The organism is Arthrobacter sp. MYb213, assembly GCF_002979915.1.
Taxonomy (GTDB): Bacteria; Actinomycetota; Actinomycetes; order Actinomycetales; family Micrococcaceae; genus Glutamicibacter.
The window spans coordinates 199,884-220,662 of the sequence record NZ_PCQA01000001.1 but is presented as its reverse complement, the minus strand read 5'-3'; the positions used below and the strand labels follow the sequence as shown (position 1 = coordinate 220,662).

The window sequence follows — 20,779 nt, the reverse complement described above, 5'->3', positions numbered from 1 at the left end:
CTTGCATGCTCCCCCAGTGTCGGTGACACAATGGGAGAAGTTATTCAATAATCGTTTCAGAACCTGTGGCGATAATCTTTTAGCACCTTATAACGGAGAGCACTATGCCAGGAATGAACCTCACGCGCACTGAGGCAGCCGACCGCGCGAACTTGATCAACGTCGAAGGCTACGAGGTGAGCCTGGACCTAACACGTGGCGAGCGTGTGTTCACTTCCCGTACCACCGTGCGCTTCACTGCCACCGAAGGCGCATCAACCTTCATCGATGCCGTGACCGACTCGGTACGGTCCATCAACCTCAACGGTGTCGAACTTGATCCGGCGCAGCACTCCGACGGCATCCGCATCCAACTGCCTGCGTTGGCAGCCGAGAACGTCTTAACCATCGATGCCGATGCGCTATATATGAATACCGGCGAGGGCCTGCACCGCTTCGTGGATCCGGTGGATCAGGAAGTCTACCTTTACTCACAATTCGAGGTCGCTGATTGCCGCCGCATGTTTGCCGTCTTCGAGCAGCCAGATCTCAAAGCCACCTTCCAGTTCTCGGTCACCGCACCGAAATACTGGAACGTGGTTTCGAACGCGCCAACGCCAGCACCTGTTGAGCAGGGCGAAGCGGCCACCTGGGACTTCGCACCAACACAGCGCATCTCCTGCTACATCACCGCATTGATCGCTGGCCCCTACCAGGTAGTTCGCGATTCATTGGTTTCCTCCAGCGGCCGAACCGTCGAATTGGGCGTCTTCGCGCGCGCTTCCATGATGCAGTACCTAGACGTGGAGAATATCGTCACGGTCACCCGTCAAGGCTTCGAATTCTATGAAAAGAACTTCGGAACCCCCTACCCATTTGAAAAGTATGATCAGCTTTTCGTTCCAGAATTTAACGCCGGAGCCATGGAAAATGCCGGGGCCGTTACCTTCCTTGAAGAGTACGTGTTCCGCTCCCGTCCAACCCATGCAATGGTCGAACGTCGCGCAATCACGATCCTGCACGAGTTGGCACATATGTGGTTCGGCGACCTAGTGACCATGAAGTGGTGGAATGACCTATGGCTCAATGAATCATTTGCCGAGTTCATGTCTACCTTGGCTGCGGCGCAGAACACCGAATTCACCAGCTCATGGACCACCTTTAATACCTTGGAAAAGAACTGGGCTTACCGCCAAGACCAACTTCCAAGTACCCACCCAATTGTTGCCGAGATCAATGATCTCGAAGATGTTGAGGTGAACTTCGACGGTATTACCTACGCCAAGGGCGCATCGGTGCTCCGCCAGTTGGTTGCCTTTGTTGGTCAGGAAGAGTTCATGGCAGGAGTCCGCGAATACTTCAAGAAGCACGCGTGGTCCAATACCGAACTACCCGATCTACTCTCCGAGCTGGAAGCAGCTAGCGGCCGGGACCTGAGCGACTGGGGCGCCTCATGGTTGGAAACCGCAGGTGTCAACACACTCAAAGCTGAAATAGCGAGCGATGACGCCGGGATCATCACCGGATTCACGATCAACCAGAGTGCGATCGAAGAATTCCCTACATTGCGTAAGCACCGTCTCGCGGTGGGCTTCTACAGCCTCGATGAACAGCACAAGCTCGTGCGAGTACACCGTGAGGAGTTAGACGTCGAGGGTGCCAGCACCGAGGTTCCAGTACTCATCGGCATGCAGCGTCCGGACTTGGTTCTGCTCAACGACGATGACCTGACCTACACCAAAATCCGTCTCGATGAGCAATCATTGGCTACCGCCACGGAACATTTGAAAGACTTCGTCGAATCACTGCCACGCACCTTGGTGTGGAGTGCGGCCTGGGATGCGGTACGCGATGCCGAAAGTCCAGCCAGTGACTATGTCCAGCTATTGCTAAATAACATCGGTCACGAAGTTGATTCGTCGGTCATCATGGTTCTCTTGCGTCAACTCAACACCGCCTTGGACTACTATGTCACCCCGAAGCACAGCAGTGAGCTTTCGGTACAGGCAGCCGATCGCCTTTGGGAATTGGCACAGCAAGCAGAGGCAGGTTCCGATGCTCAGCTGCAGTTCGCTAAAGCATTTGCACACCGTTCTCGGACCACTGAGCAGTTTGATCAGGTTTCAGGGTTGCTCGACGGTTCCGTGGTCTTAGATGAACTGACCCTAGACACCGATCTGCGCTGGTCATTGGCGATCGCGCTGACCGCCGGGGCACGAATGGATACCGCCGAGCTCGATGAGATGCTTGCCAAGGATGACACTGCCAAGGGTAAAGCCAGCTGGCACACGGCCCGGGCCGCACGCCCATCCGCCGAAGCGAAAAAGGAAGCCTTTACGGCCGCCACGTCAGCAACGCTGTCCAACGTACAGCAAGGCGCAGTCATTTCGGGCTTCAATATTTCTCATGACCACTCATTGCTTGATGGTTTCACCGAGCCTTACTTTGGCCTTCTGGTCAAGGCATGGGAGAGCTACTCGCATGAGATGGCGAAGCAGATCGTTTTGGGCTTCTACCCAAGTTCGGCAGTTTCTCAGAAGACTATTGATCGCACTGATGAGTTTTTGTCGGGTCTAGGCGAGAAGCATCCCGCGATGCGCCGCCTATTGGTTGAAAGTCGTGCAGACGTGGTGAGGGCTTTGGCTGCCCAGTCCACGGATGCTAAGGCCTAATATTTAGTTTGCACCCATGGTGTGCGTTGTAGTTCGATATCGGTACGGTTCCTCGTAGCTAAGGTACCTAGGATTCGTGCTCCAACGCACACCATAAGCTTCTTAAAGGGTGGAAGAATGGCAGTATGGATCTCTCGCTGCACAACTATCAGATCGCCATCGAGTGGACCGGTAATCGCGGGGCTGGAACCGACACCTACCGTGGTTATGGCCGGGATCACATCATCCGGGCCGATGGGTTGCCTGACATTTCCGGCACTGCAGATCCGACCTTCCACGGCGATAAAGATCGTTGGAACCCCGAGCAACTTTTGCTCGCGGCCTTGAGCCAATGCCACATGCTCTCTTATCTCCACGTAGCGGTGACCCACGGCGTAGTGATCACCGGCTATCAAGATCAGGCTTCTGGCACCTTAAGATTAAACCGCGACAATAGCGGAGAGTTCACCCAGGTGGTTCTCCGTCCGCAGGTTTCTTTAGCCGACGATTCTCAACGAGAGCTCGCAGATTCGTTGCATCAACAAGCCAATCGGGTCTGCTTCATCGCCAGGTCCGTGAATTTTCCGGTTCTCCACGAACCTGTCACCGCGTAATTTAGGAATCTATTAAATGAGTGAAATAAACCCGCTGCCTCACACCGTGAAGCGCGATCCGATGAGCAACCCAGTAGTCACCGGCCCATCCTCCGATGAGTTCCTTAAGCTGGCTCAGGAACCGGTAGATGTATCCGACTATGCGGGGACCTTCTATGAAGAAGTGGGTGGCCGCGAGGTCTTCGCGCGACTGAGTGAGAATTTTTATGCATCCGTCGCCGAAGACGAAGAGTTTAAGGCCATGTACCCAGAAAAGGATCTGTTCCCCGCTCAGATTCGCCTGCAATTGTTTCTAGAACAATATTGGGGTGGCCCAACTTCTTATTCGGAGCATCGCGGACATCCGCGCCTACGCATGCGCCATATGCCGTATGTGGTTAACCCACATAACCGCGATGTCTGGTTGGCACATATGAACAAGGCCATCGACCAGTTAGAACTGCCGATGCTTCATGCCGAAACGTTACGGGAATACTTCGACCGCGCCGCGCATTCTCTGCTCAACGCGTCAAGCTAAACACCCTCAACGAAAAGCTCCGCACTGGCCAAGCCGGTGCGGAGCTTTTTGTGATCAGAGCAGTGACGCCGAACGGCGCAAGAGAACATGTCCTAGCCCATTGCTGACACGGATCCAGTTTCCCTGACGCAGGATCCTACTTTGCCCATCTGACGACAAGAAACCTAGTGCGTGCATAGCGAAGGCAGCTCCCAGCGGGAGGCTAACTTTCGAGTCCTCCATCTGGGCAGACCAGATGCGCTGACGTATTTGAGCAACAACAGGCTTGCCTGGATTTTCCGGCAAAGCCTTAGCTACCGCATCGATACCCGATTGTGCTGCCGCGGCCAGCTCAGTATCTGCAACATTTCCGGCATCCACCCAGCCGGACATCGGCACGGTAATGCCGGCCCATACTGGATTTTCTTCCACCGGAGGGAACATAAACTCGGTACTTGCTTGCCCCATTCGCGCCAGACGATCTTGAATAGCCGCGATAGAGTAGCAGGCATTACCTTGGGCTTCCTTTGCCAGGCGATGCACACGCATTCCTAGGATGGTGTAGTCACCTTGCCCAAGCTGCGCCGGAACCAGCACCGGAACATAAACTGCTAGCGCGGTTCCACGGACGGTGAGCAATGCTCCATCGTCTTCGATAGCTTTGGCTCGGCTAAGTAAGTTAGCTAAATCGCTGACTGAATTGGAGTCTTCAAAAACAAGTGAATCACTGGCCATAGCCTAATGTTCTCATGACTTGGGACTAACTTTCCGGCTCCTTCATCGGTTTTCGTCACATGCGACAGTTCCCGTACGGTGCCGTCACGTGAATATTCGAACTTGTCACGATAGAGTTTTCAAAGTCACCGTCAGCACGTCAAGGAGTTCAATATCGTGACCGAGGAACTGGGCACTACACAAATCCTGCTGGATTTGTTGGATCTGGATGGAGCCGAGCAGGCTCGCACCGATGAAGATATTTTTATCGGCAAGACTCCTCGCCAATCCCGAACTAGGGTTTTTGGCGGTCAAGTATTGGCTCAGTCTGTCATTGCTGGTTCACGCACGGTCCCTGAGGGGCGTGCGATTCACTCAATGCATGGCTATTTCCTTCGCCCGGGCGACCCCACACAAAACATCACCTTTGGGGTTCAACGGTTGCGTGACGGTCGATCATTCTCAGCACGCAGAGTCCACGCCTATCAAAATGGCGTGCCTATTCTTTCGATGATTGCGTCCTTCCAAGAACCGGCCAAAGGGCTCGACCACTCGGACGCGGTGCCTTTTGACGTCCCAGCTCCAGAAACTCTACTTAAAACGGCTGACATCATCGGTCACTTCGACCATCCGGTAGCCCACGAATGGGCCTACGAACGTCCTTTCGACATGCGCCACATTACCGAACCGGTGTACCTTCCTGGCTACGAGAAAAACGAAGCGATGGCTGCAGTCTGGATGCGTACCACCGCTCCCATGCCAGATGATCCGGTTCTCCACCGAGCCGCGTTGGCCTACGCCAGTGACTATATGTTGCTCGAACCGGTCATCCGCCGCCACGGCATCAGCTGGATTCATCGAGGCTTGAGTATCGCGAGTTTAGACCATGCAATGTGGTGGCACCGAGAGTTCCGTGCCGACGAATGGCTGCTCTATGTGCTGCGCTCCCCCAGCGCATCTTCTGCTCGAGGACTGGGAACAGGGCAAATCTTCAATGCGGCAGGTGAGCTAGTAGCCACGGTAGCCCAAGAAGGAATGGTCCGACTTCCAGAGTTTGAAGAGGATCTTGAGTAAACCTCAGATTTGCTTTGAACACTGAGTAAGATCAGCAACGCATGCCAAGCGGCAATTTGCGCCAACTATTTGGGCGCAGGTTGTCGCTTGTTTTGCTTTCCGCAAGAACTTACAGCGCTAGTAAGCAGGTCGGCGTACTTGGTGTCTAGCTGACATCGTCTCCAGATTCTAGGCGTCTGGCTCCAGAGCCTTGGCTTGCAAGGGTATCCTCCGGATTGAGCAGTGAACATGCCTCCATCGAGAGGCAACCGCATCCAATGCATCCCATCAGCCGGTCTTCGAGTTCTTCGATGGCTCGGCGCCGATGCTCGAGTACACGTTTCCATTCGGTAGAAGCGCGTTTCCAATCAGCTTCAGAAGGAATGGTATCCATGGGCACCGGTTCGAGCGCATGACCGATGTCCGCCAGTGGAATTCCGAGTTTACTTCCGACGGAGATTAGCGAGATCCGCCGCAACATATGCCGTGGATAACGTCGCTGGTTTCCTGCACTACGTGTTGAATGGATCAATCCAATCTCTTCGTAGTAATGAAGAGCAGACTTCGCTACCCCGGTGCGCTCACTGACTTGTCCGATTCCCAGAAGCTCTTGTCCAGGATTGTTATTGTCGCTCAAATTTTCTCCCTGTGTGAAGCGTCACCGATCAACAAATTGACCTCAAGCTTACTTGAGGTTCTAGGCTGAAGATAGTTGGCACCTGACCCCAAGGGGTTTCGGTGCGGGAGATTGAATCTCAGTGATTCAAAAGCAAAGGACGATTCACGTATGCAGAGTTTGTCGGCGGATTTCCGCGACGCATTTCGCGCTCACCCCGCAGGAGTAGCGCTTATTACCGCCACGGTTGATGGCATTCCTTACGGACTGACGATCTCAAGTCTCGCTTCGTTATCGATCGATCCCGTGGCAGTTTCCTTTTCGCTGACTAAAGAATCCGGGGCTGCTGGAGCAGTGTTAGCGGCAAACACATTCATGATCCATATGCTCGGCGAAGATCATGAAGAACTGGCAGATAATTTCGCCCGGCCTGGAGCTCCACGGTTCACCATAGATCAGGGTTGGACCTTTCTGCCCACCGGGGAACCGTATTTTGACAAGGCGCCGGCAGCTTTGCGCGCACAAATTCATTCGTCAATTAGCGTCGGCGGGTCACGTCTTATTGCGGCTGAAATTCTCGAAGTCATCAAAGGAGAACCCGCACAACATTTGGTGCACCAGAACCGTAAGTATCTGAAGCTACCAACGCTTCTTCCCGACACAGCGCAAGGATAGAGTAGCTAGATTACGTTGCCTTTTGCGCAGTCAAAAGCGCCGAGGCCAGCACGAAATATTCGTGCTGGCCTCGGCGCTTCGCTTTATTCTTAGTCGCGAGTCAGGCGACGGTGGGTCACGCGGTGCGGCTTAGCTGCATCGGCTCCCAAACGCTCAACCTTATTGTCTTCGTAAGACTGGAAGTTACCTTCGAACCAGTACCAGCTCGAAGGATTTTCTTCGGTGCCCTCGTAAGCCAAAATGTGAGTGGCCACTCGGTCCAGGAACCAGCGATCGTGCGAGACGACCACTGCGCAACCTGGGAAGTCGAGCAGAGCGTTTTCCAAGGACGAAAGAGTCTCAACGTCCAAGTCGTTAGTAGGCTCATCGAGTAGCAACAGGTTGCCACCCTGCTTCAAGGTCAGCGCCAGGTTCAGACGGTTACGCTCACCACCGGAGAGCACACCTGCCTTCTTCTGCTGGTCAGGACCCTTGAAACCGAAAGCCGAGACGTAGGCACGCGAAGGCATTTCAACCTGACCGACCTGGATGTAGTCGTTGCCTTCAGAGACAACTTCCCAAAGGGACTTTTCCGGATCAATATTTTCGCGGTTCTGGTCGACATAGGAGATCTTCACGGTCTCGCCAATCTTCAGCGATCCTCCGTCAATTTCTTCCATGCCCACGATGGACTTGAACAGCGTCGACTTACCGACACCGTTAGGACCAATCACGCCCACAATGCCGTTACGTGGAAGCGAGAATGAAAGTCCGTCGATGAGCACACGCTCGCCGAAGCCCTTCTTCAGATTCTCTGCTTCAATAACAACCTGGCCCAGGCGCGGGCCTGGTGGAATCTGAATCTCTTCGAAGTCAAGCTTTCGAGTGCGCTCTGCTTCCGCAGCCATTTCTTCGTAGCGAGCCAGACGAGCCTTCGACTTAGTCTGACGTCCCTTAGCGTTGGAGCGGACCCATTCGAGCTCTTCGGTCAGACGCTTTGCAAGCTTCTGATCCTTTTTGCCCTGGAATTCCATACGCTCGCGCTTCTTCTCCAAGTAAGTGGAGTAGTTGCCTTCGTATGGGTGCAGGCGACCACGGTCAACCTCACAGATCCATTCAGCGACGTGATCCAGGAAGTAACGGTCGTGAGTCACGGCCAGTACTGCGCCTGGGTAGGCCGACAGGTGCTGCTCTAGCCACAGTACGGACTCAGCATCCAAGTGGTTAGTAGGCTCATCGAGGAGCAACAGGTCTGGCTTCTGCAGCAGCAACTTACATAGTGCTACACGTCGGCGCTCACCACCGGAGAGGTGGGTGACCATCTCGTCGCCCGGTGGGCAACGCAAGGCATCCATAGCCTGCTCTAGCTGGTTGTCGATGTCCCAAGCGTCAGCGGCGTCAATAGCCTCCTGCAGCTTGCCCATCTCATCAAGCAAGGTGTCGAAATCGGCACCTTCTTGAGCCATCTCCTCCGAGATCTCGTTGAAGCGGGTGATCTTTTTGTAGATCTCGCCAACACCTTCCTGGACGTTGCCCAGGACGGTCTTTTCTTCATTCAAGGGTGGTTCCTGCAGCAAGATGCCGACAGAGTAACCGGGTGATAGACGCGCCTCACCATTGGACGGGGTATCGATGCCCGCCATAATCTTTAGGATCGTTGATTTACCAGCACCGTTAGGGCCCACCACGCCAATTTTGGCGCCCGGGAAAAACGACATGCTGACATCATCAAGGATGACTTTGTCACCAACGGCTTTGCGAGCCTTGGTCATCGTGTAAATGAATTCCGCCATGGGGTTAAGGCTAGTCGCTCAGTAGCCGCAAATCCGAATCCACACACCACTAATTCGCCTCAGTGGTGCCCGGTCTCACACGTTTGTCCGTGACACCACCGAATAAGGAACTTTTAGGCGGCTTCCGTGTCCCTTTCAGGCCATGGTGCTGTGGAGTTCTTATTGTCGGCTTGTTCAGTTTCATCGGACTGGGAGCCGTGAGTTGATCGGTCAAATTCGCCGCCACCGTTGCGCACCTTCGTATAGTTCGAAGTTCCATATTTGAGATCGTGCCCAAATGAAAATGCTTCGATATCTACACTGGTTCCGCGCGATCCGTCGTTTCGTTCAAATTGCCGAACCTGAAGCTTGCCAGTCACTACTATGTGATCACCTTGCTCAAAAGATTCCATTCCATTTTCGGCCAAAGACCTGAAGGCGCTAATCGAGTACCAGTTGGTTCCTGCATCGACCCACTGCCCAGTTTCCGGGTCTCTCTTGCGCTCGTGGGTGACTGCGCGAAACTTCAGCACCGCCAGTCCCTGCGGCGTGATGCTCAGCTTAGGCTCGGTGCCAATAACGGCACGGATAGTCACAAGATCACTCATGACGTTGTTCTCCTTTGGATCTGACCGGTACGGTTACCGGGTTTCAATCCATGCTGCGCCTCGAAGCCTAGTTGCGAAGCTCTGTCGATTCCCTTTGTGGATAACTCTGAGTGGCTCGGAATGCCCCGGCTACTACCATCAGCACGATGACTACACCTGGCAGTATCCAACCGGACCAACCGAGAATAGAGGCCTTCGTTGTGTCGAGCATGGATCCCATGATCATAAATAGGGATACCAACCCTACGCTGGCGTTGAAGATTCCATGAGCAAAGGCTGCAGGCCAAACGGAGTTGCTCATGGTCCTCAACCAAGCAAAGAATGCCCCGACAACGATGCACATTCCACACATCATTACTACTCCCCAACCGTCCTTGGCAAAGGGGTAGTTATAGCCCAACAAGATCAGCGGCGAGTGCCATAGTCCCCAAATCACACCCGAAATCAGCAGTGCTGGCACCTGACCCAACGGCTGTAATTTTGGCCAAAGCCACCCGCGCCAACCAATTTCTTCACCAAGCGCTGGGATCAGATTCAGCAATCCGGCGACAAGGATGAGCCCGGCTTGCCCAAGCAAATACCTAGCAGGCCCGTCGGTTCCCGATACAAAGTTGAGAATCATGAACTGATCAAAGTCACCAGGAAACACGCCGAGCCAGGTACCGATAAATGGTGCTTGAACGATGAGCAGAATGGGAATGAAATACGCAAGGAGGGCAGCTAGGAGAAATCGCTTGGGCTTACGGATCGGAGCAAGACCCGATTCCTTGATGAACTGCTTGCCTCGGCGCTGAAGCAAACTCACGGCCACTGCTGCGATAGTCGGCGTTACCATCATTGCCATGGCTATCCAGGTAAATTGCGGGTGATGCAAGCCCCCTCCTTGCCACAGCGGGAGCGCTACTAGCCAAGCCAAAGCGAAACTGAGAATAGTAAAGCAGGAGATACTTTTCAGACCATCAATTCTCCAGTGCCGCATACAAATATTCTCCTACTCAACCGCTCATGAACTTGACCTCCTACAAGACTAGCGTTTTCAGTTAGAGATCTGGCTTGCCAATGAGCTAAACTAATTTTCGGTTACGCCTCCGTAGCTCAGCTGGATAGAGCAAGAGCCTTCTAATCTCTAGGTCGCCGGTTCGAATCCGGCCGGGGGTACCAACTGAGAGCCGCCGTTCACTATGTAAAACGAGTGAACGGCGGTTCTTTTTGCTCTCTGACTCAGTACCGAGCCGCAGCGAGATCCGCTGAGTGGCATGTCTTAGAGACCTGAAGGCTCCGTTCGGACTACCTTCGGCACTAAATTGAAAATTACTCACCCGCAATAGGCCGCCAGATTGATGTGCAGTAAACAAATAACCACCAAAGCTACCCCGCTCGCGCGTTATTTCTAGACGTTCCATCGACTCTTGAACCCACTGGCTTTGTCCGCTTCGTAGAGTCCTTGCGCTAGCAGCCAACTCGTTTCGAGAATTGGGTATTGCACCACCGCTCGTGTCATGCCATCACCAAGGTCCGGTCGGGTAATTCCCAGTGTTGAGATTTTTCCATCCTTGATCAGCGGATTTTTCGATTGCTGGTCTCGCGCACATATTTGATAGTGAATTTTCCCCGGATTATCGCGGAGAATCTTTGGCTAAAAGCCAATCAAAAGGGGCCTTACTACCGCGCCACACCTCCAAGTACTCAGTTGAACTTGCACCCTACAGGTACCCGATACTTGGAGTTTCATATGCAACACCTAAAAGTGCGCTAGCAGTGCACGTGAAGTCGATGATTTTAGTTTCAACTTTTCCAAATGTGGGATAAACTCTAGGTGCTGTACAAATCAGGAGGAACAGGTAGATGGCGCTTATCGCCCCCGCTTTAGCTAAGCCGATACTCGGCGAACGCTCCAGCGTTAACCTTATTTTCCTGATCGCAGGATTATCTTTCGCCTCTTGGGCTGGAAGACTTTCGGTGATCGATATGGTCTTTGACTTCTCCGGGTCACAGCTAGGTGCTTTTCTCTTTTTCATGACGGCTGGCACCTTAGCCGGAATTGCGTTGGCCCCGAGCCTAAGCCGAACGTTCTCGGCCAAAAATCTTCTCCTTGTGCTTCCCATCTTCCTAGCTGCGATATTGGTAACCCTTGGCGTATCTGTCACGATTCTGCAGAGCAGTATCGCCGCCTTCGTAATCTTATTTTTCAACGGGCTAATATTCGGTTGCCTTGATATCACCATGAATGTTAACGGAGCCAAGGTTGAACGGAAGCTCGGCAAAAGCATCATGCCCTCATTGCATGGATTTTTCAGTCTCGGCTCCCTACTCGGCGCGGGCATCGCAACGGCTACCCTGAGCCTAGAAATCGAAACAATCTGGCACTTCAGCTTTGTCGCCGTAGTAATCGTTGGCTTAACGCTCCTTGCACAGACCGGTTTCAAAACCTGGAACTACAATTACTCGGCACCACGAGACAAAACCCAGCTGAAGGCCTCCGGCGCACGTTCACGGCGCGGACTGTTATTGCTCCTGGGGCTTATGGTTGCCGGGCTCAGCTTTGCAGAAGGGGCTGCCAACGATTGGCTTGCGGTGGCTTCTGTCGTCGGCCATGGGCTCAGCCATCCCAGCGGAGCGCTGATGTTTACCCTCTTTACCGGCGCGATGACCATAGGCAGATTCACCGGCGGACCAATTGTTGACCGCATTGGAACCAAGTGTTCGCTGATGATTATGGGTATGGTCGGTCTTGTCGGAATTGTCTTGTTTATTCTCGGCGACAACATCTGGATGCTTGGGGCCGGAGCGCTATTTTGGGGGCTGGGTAGTTCACTCGGGTTCCCTGTGGGAATGTCCATCGCGGCCTCGCGCAGCGATCACCTTGGCCCACGTGCCGTGAGCGTTATCAGCGCCTTTGGCTATGGAGCGATGCTCAGCGGACCACCGGTTATTGGGTTCGTAGCAGACATTATCGGATTACCTCAAGCCCTCTGGCTCATTGTCACGATCTTGATAATCTCGTTGATCATCACTCCAAGAGCAGCGCAAACCGGCCAATCCCTCGAAGCGAAAAGCTAAACGGGCAGGATTGCTCGTTCTTTGATATTTCGCATCACGATAGTGCTAGTCAGCTTCTCCACGCCGGGCAGTTCAACTAATACCTCATCGTAGAGGTGCTGATAGTGGCTCAGATCCTTGGCGTAAACACGCAACAAAAAATCTGGTTCCCCAAAGAGGCGTTGCGCCTCGACGATCAACTCATCTTTTTCAACTGCCGCCTCGAAGGCTTTAAGTTGGGCACGATCTTTGAGTGTTACGAAGACCAGGGCCTCGAATGCTAAGCCAACGCGTTCAGGAGCAATGACAGCCTGATAGCCGGCAATGACCCCTGCTCGCTCGAGTTCGCGAATTCGTCGATGACAAGGGGCAACTGAGAGCCCAACCTTACTGGCTACCGCAGTTGCACTCATCCGGCCGTCCAGTTGCAATTCAGCGATGATAGCCCGGTCTAATTTATCCATGAACTCAGCATACAACGCAATATATTTGCGTGTTTTATCCACTAATCAAGAAAAGATTGCTTAAATTGGTGCCTCCTGAGTAAAAACGGCAAGCACTTTTCGGGCAATTTTCCCTAACCTTATATGAGCACGTCAGGAACTATGAGGAGTCACCATGGAAATCACGCAACTAACTGGCTTCCTCTTGGTCTCCGTTACCCTAGCCTGCACCCCTGGCGCCGACTGGGCTTACATAATTTCCTCGGCTATCGGACCTAAAGGCTACCGCGCGGCAGTATGGGGACTACTGACAGGCTATCTATTTCACACCGCACTACTTGTCTGTGGCGTGGCAGCGTTAGTCGCCAGTTCGCCACAGCTGCTCCTTTGGCTAACCATGGCAGGATCCATATACCTACTATGGCTCGGAATTACCACGCTCACCAGCTGGAAGTCAGCAAAATTTTACCCGACTGCCTCGGTGGACCACGCAGAATTTGAGGCCACAAATGCCCACCCCCGTGGCGCACTCAACACATCCCCCGGGCGCCTTGCGCTTCTGACCAAGGCTCCCTCATCTGAGAATTCGCGTGCACAGTGGCGCGCACCTTTCTTCAAAGGACTGCTCACCAGTGGGGTCAACCCGAAGGCGCTACTACTCTATTTGGCGTTGATTCCACAGTTCATCAATCCGGACGCAAGCTGGCCATTGTCCGTTCAGACCGGCGCACTTGGCCTCACTCATTTCGCGGTATCGGTCGCCGTGTACTTTGCCGTCGCCCTAACCGCACGTCTTTTATTACGCTCCAGACCACTGGCCGCAAGAATTGTGACTGCAGCTTCGGGGATCATCATGATTGGCCTTTCACTAGTGCTTATCTACGATCAGTTCTTTGGCTAAACGTAATTCATTGAACACTGATCAAGACAATTGAACAGTGATCAAGTATGCTCTTTTCTCAGTGGTAAAAAACGTCACTAAGAACGCCTTCCAGACACCGAACTTTCAGCGGTGATCTCCTGGATAAACAAGTACGTCGCGATGGAGCATTGTGGAATTACCAGAGATCCAGCTTGAGCAAGTCACTGTCAGCTTTGAAGACCGCACGGTCCTCACTGATATCACCCTGACGCTCAATGAACGTCGCATCGGAATCATCGGGGCAAACGGCGCGGGTAAAAGCACACTGTCGCGATTACTCAACGCACTAGTTATTCCTACCAGTGGCACCGTCCGTGTGGGAGGACTAGAGACGTCCAAAAATGCGAAACAGATTCGTCGCGATGTGGGTTTCGTATTCCAAAACCCTGCCAATCAAATCATCATGCCGCTGGTCGCGGACGATATAGCCTTTGGCCTGAAAAACATCGGCTTGTCCAAAGTAGAGCGCAAGGTTCGAGTCACACAGACCCTTGAAGAACTGAACATTGCTCATCTAGCAGATCGTGAGAGCCATACGCTTTCCGGCGGCGAGCAGCAAATGGTGGCCTTGGCAGCAGTAATGGCCATGCAACCTCGCACGATTGTTTTTGACGAGCCCACAACCATGCTTGATCTACGTAATCGACTGCGCTTCCAACGCGAGATCGCCCAACTTCCACAACGAGCCATCGTTATTACTCACGATCTAGAACTACTAGAAGACTTTGATCGTGTCCTCGTGGTTACTGACGGGATCGTCGACTTTGACGGTCAGCCCGCGGATGCTATTGATCATTACCGCCAGTGGAGCCACGTATGATCGCCGCGCAGAACACCTCATATCTCGCTAAATTACCAGCGGGACTTAAATTTGGAGCACTGCTGGTTCTCAGCATCGGCCTATACCTGATCGGTAGTTGGCAGATCCTCTTGGTGTTACTTATTTTGAGCGTCCTCATCTTGCTCAGTGCTCGGGTGAACTTGCGCCAGCTACGCATGCCCCTGGTGACCTTGCTCCTCATCCTTGGTATCGTCTTTGTCTCTTTAGGAATCCAGACGACCTGGGACAGCGCGCTAGTGTCGGTACTTCGCCTGCTCACCATGTGCATGTTTGCCTACGCAGTCAGCTTGACGACCACCTTTGACGCCATGCTCGAACTCTTTCAACAGGTGGCCTCTCCCCTACGCCATGTCGGCGCGAACCCAGCACAAATATCCTTAGGGCTATCTTTGGCTATTCGCTTCATTCCAGAACTTAAACGCGTATATCTGGAAGTCCGCGAAGCTCAACACGCGCGCGGGCTCGCAAATAATCCCCTCGCCGTAGCGGTTCCACTGGTGATTCGTTCCCTCCGAATCGCCGAAGATACCGCCGAGGCGCTAGAAGCACGCGGTTACGACTCCGCCGAACATTCCAAATAATCCTCCCCAGACTCACTCGCACAATCATTCGTTAGGACGCTCCCATGGCAACTGCCACAACTTCGCAAACCCGAAATACTGTTTATGTCGCAATATTTGCGGCCATGATCGCCGCGATGGGCTTAGTTCCTCCCATCGTGATCGGCATTGTGCCGGTGCCAATCACACTGCAAACTTTGGGTGTCATGCTCGCTGGAGCCCTCCTCGGCCCGGTGCGTGGCATGCTCTCAAGTTTGATTGTGGTTGTCCTTGCCTTAGCCGGCTTACCACTATTAGCTGGCGGCCGTGGTGGACTGGCCGTATTGCTAGGCCCAACCGGCGGCTACCTGCTGGGCTGGATCTTTGGATCCTTGGTCATTGGCGCGCTGTTCAAATTCTGGGTGCTCCGTCAAAAGAGCCAAACCGGACGTATCATCACAGGATTGGTCTCGGTCATCATTGGCGGTATCGGCGTGATCTACCTGTTCGGCATTCCATGGACAGCAGCGGTGACAGGGCTTGATCTTGGTACCTCCGCGATAGGCGCCATCGCATTCTTGCCCGGAGACCTCATCAAAGCCGTCGTCACCGCGCTGGTGGCTGTCACCGTGCACCGCAGCTACCGGGCACTGATGAGCTAACCCAATGGATCTTGCCAGCCAATTGCAACTGCATGCGCGGACCCGTCCACGACACCCAGCGGTCATCAGCACCACTCACGTGCTGGATTATGCTTCCTTAGCTGCGAGCAGCAATGCGTTGGATGGCAAGCTACGCCAGAACGTTTTACCCGGTCACCGTGTCGGTATCTACTGCACCGATCCCATCGCCCTGGCTATCGCCTTCCATGGGTGCATGCTGGCCGGTATCAGCGCGATCATCCTAGATCCGGCATGGCCTTCGGCACGGCTTCTCCAAATGCTAGAACTCTTCGACTCACCCACGGTACTTTGCGACCGCGCTGGGGAATCAGTACTACGCGCCTTAGGTCAGAACACAGTGCGAGTGCCATCAGTGGTTGAAGACGTTGCTACCGTTCCGGCGATAACGCCCTGCGACGACGCACAGTGCGAGCTGCTGGTCGTGTTCACGTCTGGCTCTAGCGGGTCTCCGAAGGCAGTAATGCGCAGTCGCGAGTCGTGGCAGCAGTCAATTGGCAGGTGCGCCACGACCCTCGGTGCCACCCAGGACGCACGAACCCTGGTGCCCGGCCCACTGACCCACGGGCTAGGCCTCTACGCTCTAGTAGAATCGATTGCCACCGGAGGAACACTCGTGGCACCCGGGCGCTGGAACGCTCAGGATGTGTCCACGCTCTTAGAAACCGAAAGCTGCAACAGGATGGTCGCTGTTCCCACCCTGATACGGCTCATGCTTGACCAGCTCCCGGCGAATTTATTTGCCTCACTTCGCCACGTGGTTACTGGCGGTGAAGCGTTGGCTTCACCACTGGCCCAACGAATCTTGCAAGTTTCCCCACAGATCGCTTGTACCGAATACTACGGGAGCAGTGAGCACAGCCTCATTGCCTACCGGGAGCATCAACGCTCGGCCAAAGCTTCGATGCCAGAATTCATCGGTACCTTCTTCGACGGCGTCCGAGCTCATCTACATGCGCCGCAAGACAACGGTGTTGGCCGGCTCATGATTGCCAGTGACTTTATTGCCACCGGTTATGACCCGCGAGGCGCAGGCGAGTTGGAACGCTGCCAAGATGCGACAGGCGTGGGAGATCTTGCCCGTTTACTGCCGGATAATCAGGTCCAAATATTGGGCCGTCATGGTGAGATGCTCAATATTAATGGAAACAATATTTACCCGGCAGAAATTAGCACCGCCCTAGAACAATGCGGGCTTACTCAGTCGGTGATTCAGGCTCATCGCGATGCGGCAGACAGAGCACAAATTACCGCCTATTGTCTGCTTCCGCAAACACGAAAACTTCCCGATCCGCTGGAGCTGCACCGCGAGCTGAAAAGCTTACTTCCCACCTACAAGATTCCCCATGACATCGTATTTTTATCTCATTGGCCACTGACGAACAGCGGCAAGCGAGATGTTTTGAACCTTCCCGTACCGACAACCGAGGGTCTAAGAAAGCTGCGTTTACGATGAATGAAGCATTGATTATCGCAGCTCGGCGCACGCCTATCGTGCGGTCGAATAAAGAGTTTGCGCAGTTAAGCGCCGAGGACCTGCTCGCAGAAGTTTTTAACGCGTTGCTCGAAGATTCAGGCCTAGACCCTGCCGCGATAGACCACGTTTTTGCCGGAAATGCTGCCGGACCGGGCGGGAATATCGCCCGAGTAGCCGCTCAGGCATCGCGTCTACCTCTGAGCATTCCAGCCACCACGCTAGACGCACAGTGTGCCAGCGCGTTAGAAGCCATTGCAGCCGGGGCACGAATGATTCAGTGTGGTGAAGCGCGCGCAGTCATCGCCGGAGGCGTCGAATCGGTGAGTACTGCACCGTGGCGGATGGAAAAGAATGTTGTGCCCGGCGCTGTCCCGCGCATCTATTCACGTGCTCGTTTTACCCCACGCCCTCACGCGGACCCAGATATGGGCGTCGCGGCAGAAAACATCGCTACAGAGTTTAGTGTCTCGCGCGGAGCCCAAGACGATTTTGCCTTGCAAAGCCACCAGCGTGCGGTCCAGGCTCAGCAAGCCGCGCGATTTGATAACGAGATAGTGACGGTGCATACCGCTTCCGGTCTCATTGACCGCGATACCTGTCCGCGGCCTGGACTCACAGAGCGAAAACTTGGGGCCTTGCGCCCGGCGTTCGTTCCCGGCGGCACGGTGACTGCAGGTAATTCTTGTTCCATTAATGATGGTGCCGCGGCGGTACTAATCGTAGACGCAGAGTACTTTAATGCGTTGGGTGCAAACTTTGCACTGCGTTATCTGTCCACCGGTAGCGGTGCGTGCGACCCACAAATCTTGGGTATGGCAGCAGTTCCCGCCTATCAAAAACTAGAGCAGCTCTTGTGCAAACGTCGACTGGATCAGGCCGGGCTCATTGAGTTCAACGAAGCCTTTGCCGTGCAAGCCATCGCCTGCCTGACTCAGCTTGGCATAGCCCCTGAAGACGTGAATCGTGATGGTGGGGCGTTGGCGCTGGGTCACCCCTACGGTGCCAGTGGAGCCATTTTGACCACAAGGCTGTTCTGGCAGGCTAAGGAAAAGAAGGTTCAAGACGAATTGTGCTTGGCTTTGATGGCGGCAGCCGGCGGGACCGGCACGGCCATGGCTTTTGAAGCGGTACACACACCAAATCACTGAGGCTTGAGGAACAGCGCTTCAAACGCAAAGAAAAGGCGCCTTCCAAAATCCCTAGCGGATTTTGAAAGGTGCCTTTAGCAATACAACTTAGATGTTGAAACCAAGTGCTCGCATCTGGTCGCGACCATCATCGGTGATACGTTCTGGACCCCAAGGTGGCATCCAGACCCAGTTCAGACGATGCTCGTCGACAACGCTTTCCATAGCCTGGGCAACCTGCTCTTCGATAATATCGGTGAGCGGGCATGCAGCGGTGGTGAGCGTCATATCGAGAATTAGCACGCCGTCTTCGGCATACTTCATTCCGTAAAGCAGACCCAAGTCGACAATGTTGACGCCGAGTTCCGGGTCGATCACGTCTTTGAGCGCCTCTTCGACATCTTCCAACGGAGTCGTTTTGGCTCCTGTGCTCTGTTCGGTTAATTCACTCATGAGTTATACCTTACTAGGCCTGAACGTTAAGGAAGCGGTCGTAACCTTCTTCTTCCAAACGATCTGCGAGTTCTGCGCCGCCCTGCTCAGCAATACGACCATCAACGAACACGTGCACGAAGTCTGGCTTGATGTAGCGCAGGATGCGAGTGTAGTGGGTGATCAGCAAGGTGCCCATCTGGTTTTCTTCCTGAGCGCGGTTAACACCCTCAGATACGGTCTTCAACGCGTCAACGTCAAGGCCCGAGTCGGTCTCATCCAGAATCGAGAACTTAGGCTTGAACAGTTCCATCTGCAAGATTTCAACGCGCTTCTTCTCGCCACCGGAGAAGCCTTCGTTGACGTTACGGCCAGCGAAGTCCGCATCGATCTTCAGCTTCGCCATGGCTTCCTTGACGTCCTTGGTCCAAGTACGCAGCTTCGGCGCTTCGCCGTCGATTGCGGTCTTGGCGGTACGCAAGAAGTTAGTCATGGTCACGCCTGGGACCTCAACTGGGTACTGCATGGCCAGGAACAGGCCTGCCTTGGCACGCTCGTCAACGCTCATCTCCAGTACGTCGGCACCGTCAAGGGTAATTGAACCCGAGGTGACCTTGTAACGTGGGTGACCGGCGATGGTCGAAGCCAAGGTGGACTTGCCCGAGCCGTTAGGGCCCATGATTGCGTGGGTTTCGTTGGTATTGATTACCAATGAAACACCCTTGAGAATTTCCTTCTCGCCCTGCTCGGTGTCGATCGAGACGTGCAGGTCTTTGATTTCCAGAGTAGACATACGTCGTTCCGTTTCTATATCTAAAAGGCTGGTAGAACCGGCGCTACTTAAAGGTGAGTAGCTGCCAATTCTTCTTCGATGGTCTCGGTCAAGCGCTCTTCGAGCTGCTCATCACCGATCTGCTGGACGATTTCGTTCAGGAAGCCACGAACCACCAAGCGGCGGGCGGTCTTCTCATCGATACCGCGAGCCATCAGGTAGAACAGGTGCTCGTCGTCAAAGCGTCCGGTGGTGGAAGCGTGTCCGGCACCATCAATGAGGCCGGTTTCGATTTCCAGGTTAGGAACCGAGTCGGCACGAGTACCGTCGGTGAGCACCAGGTTGCGGTTAGCTTCGTAGGAGTCGGTACCCACAGCGGCCTTCTGGATCAGCACGTCGCCAACCCAGACGGTGTGTGCGCCCTTGCCCTGCAAGGCACCCTTGTACAGCACGTTGGACTTGCAGTTAGGAACCGCGTGATCAACGAACAAACGGTGTTCCAGGTGCTGACCGGCGTCGGCGAAGTACAGGCCGTACAGCTCGATCTCAGCGTGTTCCCCAGCAAAACGAGCCGATGGGTTCACGCGCACCAAGTCGCCACCGAAGGTGACAACAATGTGCTTGAAGGTTGCGTCCTTAGCTACTACAGCCTGCTGCGAGGAAGCGTGGATTGCATCCGACTCCCAAGCCTGCAGGGAGACAACACGCAAGCGCGCGCCCTGGCGAACATCAAATTCGATGTTCTGTGCCAGCACTGCCGAACCCACGTGGTCAATAACGACCATGGCTTCGGAGTTTTCCTCGGCCACGATGACTAGGTGCTGAGCTGCAGGTTCCAGCGACTCACCGGTGATGCGCAGTACGCTCTTGGTGTTCTCGGCGTTAGCCGGGATGGTAAGAACCTGCGCGCCATCGGCGTACTTCCAGCCGTTGGCCGACACGCGGTCATCGGGGGTGAAAGCGTTGCCGCGGATCGCGTCGTCTGCTGCGACGGTGCGTAGCGTGACGTTCTCTGAGCCGGTCAGCTCTACCTTTGGTGCCTTACCGGTCAGTTCAGCGGTGTGCAACGAACCGATACGCTTCAGCGGGGTAAAGCGCCAGTCTTCTTCACGACCGGTGAGCTTTGGGAAGTCTTCAACGTTGTAGCTGGTCAACCGGCCTGCACGCGAAGAATCCGCGACACCTTCACCGCCACCGTGGCTGTGGCTCTTGGAAGAAGCCCCGGCTAGTGGTGAGGAAGCGCTGTCGTTTAGTGGCGAAAGGTTTTCGCCCTCTTCGGTGAAGCCCGGAATCGATGGGGCGCCAATGCGCGCCTTCTCTTCGGGAATCTGAGTGGTGGTCTCCGACATT

21 protein-coding genes and 1 tRNA gene are annotated in these 20,779 nt (G+C 54.3%); 13 read left to right on the top strand and 9 right to left on the bottom strand.

What is annotated here, in order from left to right; genetic code table 11:
* Positions 1–104: 104 nt before the first annotated feature.
* From pepN to CQ011_RS01010, 3 genes are all read left to right on the top strand, one after another.
* Positions 105–2,651 (top strand): aminopeptidase N, encoded by a 2,547-nt coding sequence (gene pepN, locus CQ011_RS01020; RefSeq protein WP_105673827.1) that lies wholly within the window; start codon positions 105–107, stop codon positions 2,649–2,651.
* Between the two features lie 125 nt (positions 2,652–2,776).
* Positions 2,777–3,244, top strand: coding sequence for an OsmC family protein (locus tag CQ011_RS01015; RefSeq protein ID WP_105673825.1), 468 nt, complete (start codon positions 2,777–2,779; stop codon positions 3,242–3,244).
* A 16-nt stretch (positions 3,245–3,260) separates the two neighbouring features.
* Positions 3,261–3,761 (top strand): globin, encoded by a 501-nt coding sequence (locus tag CQ011_RS01010; RefSeq protein ID WP_105673823.1) that lies wholly within the window; start codon positions 3,261–3,263, stop codon positions 3,759–3,761.
* 54 nt (positions 3,762–3,815) lie between these two features.
* On the opposite strand, the gene CQ011_RS01005 is transcribed toward CQ011_RS01010, so the two are convergent.
* Positions 3,816–4,475, bottom strand: coding sequence for a DUF8185 domain-containing protein (locus tag CQ011_RS01005; protein ID WP_105673821.1), 660 nt, complete (start codon positions 4,473–4,475; stop codon positions 3,816–3,818).
* Between the two features lie 156 nt (positions 4,476–4,631).
* Here CQ011_RS01005 and CQ011_RS01000 point away from each other — a divergent pair, with 156 nt between their 5' ends.
* The gene (locus tag CQ011_RS01000; protein WP_105673819.1) at positions 4,632–5,528 is read left to right on the top strand and encodes an acyl-CoA thioesterase; all 897 of its coding nucleotides are present in this window, start codon (positions 4,632–4,634) and stop codon (positions 5,526–5,528) included.
* Positions 5,529–5,673: 145 nt separating this feature from the next.
* On the opposite strand, the gene soxR is transcribed toward CQ011_RS01000, so the two are convergent.
* Positions 5,674–6,144, bottom strand: coding sequence for a redox-sensitive transcriptional activator SoxR (gene soxR / locus CQ011_RS00995; RefSeq protein ID WP_105673817.1), 471 nt, complete (start codon positions 6,142–6,144; stop codon positions 5,674–5,676).
* A gap of 111 nt (positions 6,145–6,255) precedes the next feature.
* On the opposite strand from soxR, the gene CQ011_RS00990 reads away from it, so the two are divergent.
* Positions 6,256–6,798: a flavin reductase family protein gene (locus tag CQ011_RS00990; protein ID WP_286161037.1), complete on the top strand. Its 543-nt coding sequence runs from the start codon at positions 6,256–6,258 to the stop codon at positions 6,796–6,798.
* 89 nt (positions 6,799–6,887) lie between these two features.
* Here the strand turns inward: CQ011_RS00990 and ettA are convergent, their stop codons facing one another.
* From ettA to CQ011_RS00975, 3 genes are all read right to left on the bottom strand, one after another.
* Positions 6,888–8,570, bottom strand: coding sequence for an energy-dependent translational throttle protein EttA (gene ettA, locus CQ011_RS00985; protein ID WP_105673815.1), 1,683 nt, complete (start codon positions 8,568–8,570; stop codon positions 6,888–6,890).
* Between the two features lie 113 nt (positions 8,571–8,683).
* Positions 8,684–9,157 carry a single-stranded DNA-binding protein gene (locus CQ011_RS00980; RefSeq protein WP_105673813.1) on the bottom strand — a complete coding sequence of 158 codons (474 nt, stop codon included), beginning with the start codon at positions 9,155–9,157 and terminating at the stop codon, positions 8,684–8,686.
* 67 nt (positions 9,158–9,224) lie between these two features.
* Positions 9,225–10,031, bottom strand: a complete 807-nt coding sequence (locus tag CQ011_RS00975; protein WP_219844164.1) for a CPBP family intramembrane glutamic endopeptidase — start codon at positions 10,029–10,031, stop codon at positions 9,225–9,227.
* A gap of 210 nt (positions 10,032–10,241) precedes the next feature.
* Between CQ011_RS00975 and CQ011_RS00970 the strand changes: the two genes are divergently transcribed.
* A tRNA-Arg gene (locus CQ011_RS00970) sits at positions 10,242–10,318 on the top strand.
* A gap of 684 nt (positions 10,319–11,002) precedes the next feature.
* Positions 11,003–12,217 carry an MFS transporter gene (locus CQ011_RS00965; protein WP_105673809.1) on the top strand — a complete coding sequence of 405 codons (1,215 nt, stop codon included), beginning with the start codon at positions 11,003–11,005 and terminating at the stop codon, positions 12,215–12,217.
* Here the strand turns inward: CQ011_RS00965 and CQ011_RS00960 are convergent.
* Positions 12,214–12,660: an Lrp/AsnC family transcriptional regulator gene (locus tag CQ011_RS00960; protein ID WP_096254675.1), complete on the bottom strand. Its 447-nt coding sequence runs from the start codon at positions 12,658–12,660 to the stop codon at positions 12,214–12,216. The genes CQ011_RS00965 and CQ011_RS00960 overlap by 4 nt on opposite strands.
* Before the next feature lie 154 nt (positions 12,661–12,814).
* On the opposite strand from CQ011_RS00960, the gene CQ011_RS00955 reads away from it, so the two are divergent.
* The 6 genes from CQ011_RS00955 (at position 12,815) to CQ011_RS00930 (ending at position 18,246) form a co-directional block, all read left to right on the top strand.
* Positions 12,815–13,540, top strand: a complete 726-nt coding sequence (locus tag CQ011_RS00955) for a LysE family translocator (RefSeq protein WP_105673807.1) — start codon at positions 12,815–12,817, stop codon at positions 13,538–13,540.
* A gap of 151 nt (positions 13,541–13,691) precedes the next feature.
* Positions 13,692–14,381 carry an energy-coupling factor ABC transporter ATP-binding protein gene (locus CQ011_RS00950; protein WP_105673805.1) on the top strand — a complete coding sequence of 230 codons (690 nt, stop codon included), beginning with the start codon at positions 13,692–13,694 and terminating at the stop codon, positions 14,379–14,381.
* A complete protein-coding gene (locus tag CQ011_RS00945) occupies positions 14,378–14,983 on the top strand; it encodes an energy-coupling factor transporter transmembrane component T family protein (protein ID WP_105673803.1) in 606 nt (201 codons plus the stop codon). The genes CQ011_RS00950 and CQ011_RS00945 overlap by 4 nt, the downstream gene beginning before the upstream one ends.
* 44 nt (positions 14,984–15,027) lie before the next feature.
* The gene (locus tag CQ011_RS00940; RefSeq protein WP_105673801.1) at positions 15,028–15,603 is read left to right on the top strand and encodes a biotin transporter BioY; all 576 of its coding nucleotides are present in this window, start codon (positions 15,028–15,030) and stop codon (positions 15,601–15,603) included.
* Between the two features lie 4 nt (positions 15,604–15,607).
* Positions 15,608–17,077, top strand: a complete 1,470-nt coding sequence (locus CQ011_RS00935) for a class I adenylate-forming enzyme family protein (RefSeq protein WP_105673799.1) — start codon at positions 15,608–15,610, stop codon at positions 17,075–17,077.
* Entirely contained in the window at positions 17,074–18,246 is a 1,173-nt protein-coding gene (locus CQ011_RS00930; protein ID WP_105673797.1) for a thiolase family protein, read from the top strand. Before CQ011_RS00935 ends, CQ011_RS00930 begins: the two co-directional genes overlap by 4 nt.
* Positions 18,247–18,333: 87 nt before the next feature.
* On the opposite strand, the gene CQ011_RS00925 is transcribed toward CQ011_RS00930, so the two are convergent.
* Genes CQ011_RS00925 through sufD form a run of 3 tightly spaced genes read right to left on the bottom strand, consistent with a single transcriptional unit; the run spans position 18,334 to position 20,778 of the window.
* On the bottom strand, positions 18,334–18,678 hold the full coding sequence (locus CQ011_RS00925; protein WP_105673795.1) for a metal-sulfur cluster assembly factor: 345 nt from the start codon (positions 18,676–18,678) through the stop codon (positions 18,334–18,336).
* Between the two features lie 13 nt (positions 18,679–18,691).
* Complete coding sequence (sufC, locus tag CQ011_RS00920) at positions 18,692–19,450, bottom strand: Fe-S cluster assembly ATPase SufC (RefSeq protein WP_105673793.1); 759 nt, start codon at positions 19,448–19,450, stop codon at positions 18,692–18,694.
* 47 nt (positions 19,451–19,497) lie between these two features.
* Entirely contained in the window at positions 19,498–20,778 is a 1,281-nt protein-coding gene (gene sufD / locus CQ011_RS00915; RefSeq protein WP_105673791.1) for a Fe-S cluster assembly protein SufD, read from the bottom strand.
* Between the last annotated feature and the right edge of the window lies 1 nt (position 20,779).